This window comes from Albidovulum sp., assembly GCF_049646345.1.
Lineage (GTDB): Bacteria > Pseudomonadota > Alphaproteobacteria > Rhodobacterales > Rhodobacteraceae > Albidovulum.
The window spans coordinates 1-1,534 of the sequence record NZ_JBARVQ010000428.1; the positions used below are offsets into that span (position 1 = coordinate 1).

Below are 1,534 nucleotides of genomic sequence, written 5' to 3' on the forward strand. Positions count from 1 at the left end.
GGCCACGCCCGTCGCGATGCAGGCATCCAGCACCGACATGTTCACATAAGGTGTTCCGACATTGATCACGATCCGGCAGCCGGTCTTGCGGATCAGGTCGGCAACCGCGCCCGTGTCCTTGGCATTCAGCCCATGCGCCTCGAACGTACCCGCAACCTTCATCGCGCCCTTCTCATGGACGCTCGCGATGATCTCGTCGCATTTCGACTTCGTCCGGCTGGCGATATGCAGATCGCCCAGCACATCATTATGTTGCGCGCATTTATGCGCCACGACCTGCGCGACACCACCGGCGCCGATGATCAGCACGTTCTTTTTCACTTCGGCTGTCTCCTTGTTCTTTCGACAGGGGAAGGGAGGGGCGAACCCTCACGACAGGCTAGAGGCATAGTCCTCATAGCCAAACTCACGCACCAGACGGATCGTTCCGTCGAGCTCCTTGACGGCGATGGACGGCATGCCGACGCCGTTGAACCAGTTCTTCTTGACCATCGTATACCCGGCAGCATCGGCCACCGAAATCCGGTCGCCTACATGCAGCGGCTGTTCGAACCGCGCATCGCCAAAGATGTCGCCCGCAAGGCAGGACTTGCCGCAGATCTGGTATTCGTGGTCCCCCGCCTGCGGCAGCTTGGCCTGTTCGCGGTAGATCAAGAGATCGAGCATATGGGCTTCGATGGAACTGTCCACGATGGCCAGATCCTTGCCGTTGTTCAGCAGGTCCAGAACCGTCACCTCAAGCGAGGTCGAATTGGTGATCGCGGCCTCGCCCGGCTCCAGATAGACCTGCACGCCGAATTTCTCAGAAAATGCCTTCAGCCGCCGGGCGAGGTCATCGACCGGATAGCCTTCGCCGGTGAAATGGATGCCGCCGCCAAGGCTGACCCACTCAACCTTTTCCAGAAGGGTGCCGAACTCGGCCTCGATCCGGCCAAGCTGCTGGTCGAAAAGGTCGAAATCCCGGTTTTCACAATTGTAGTGGATCATGAAGCCCGAGATGCGGTCGATCACAGTCATGATCTTCACCGGGTCCCATTCGCCCAGCCGCGAAAACGGCCGCGCCGGGTCGGCAAGGTCGAAACCGGATGTCGAAAAGCGCGGGTTCAGTCGCAGCCCGCGCTGGATGCCCGCTGAATGATTGTCGAACCGCTCCAACTGGCCGATGGAATTGAAGATGATCTTGTCGGCATACCCCACCGCCTCTGCGATCTCATGATCGGCCCAGGCGACGGAATAGGCGTGGGTTTCCTTGCCGAACTTTTCCCGGCCAAGCCGCAGTTCGAAAAGCGATGAGGATGTCGTGCCATCCATATGATCGCGCATCAGAACAAAGGCTGACCAGGTGGCGAAGCATTTCAAAGCCAGCAAAGCCTTGGCACCGGAGCCTTCGCGCAGCCGGTCGATGATCTCCATGTTGCGAAGCAGCTTCGCCTTGTCGATCAGATAGAAGGGCGTCTGAATCACTTGCATCCCCCCACCGGCAAAAGGAAGGGTCCCTATAAGGCCCGTTACCCCCTGTGGCAAGGGTCAGAGC

The 1,534-nt window shown here is 59.3% G+C and carries 2 protein-coding genes; both read right to left on the reverse strand.

Features of this window, described 5'->3' with window-relative positions; all coding sequences use genetic code 11:
- A partial coding sequence (locus tag WBB85_RS10700) for a saccharopine dehydrogenase NADP-binding domain-containing protein (protein WP_432638605.1) occupies positions 1–321 on the reverse strand: 321 nt, incomplete at its 3' end.
- A gap of 48 nt (positions 322–369) precedes the next feature.
- Positions 370–1,464 carry a carboxynorspermidine decarboxylase gene (locus WBB85_RS10705; protein WP_432638606.1) on the reverse strand — a complete coding sequence of 365 codons (1,095 nt, stop codon included), beginning with the start codon at positions 1,462–1,464 and terminating at the stop codon, positions 370–372.
- Between the last annotated feature and the right edge of the window lie 70 nt (positions 1,465–1,534).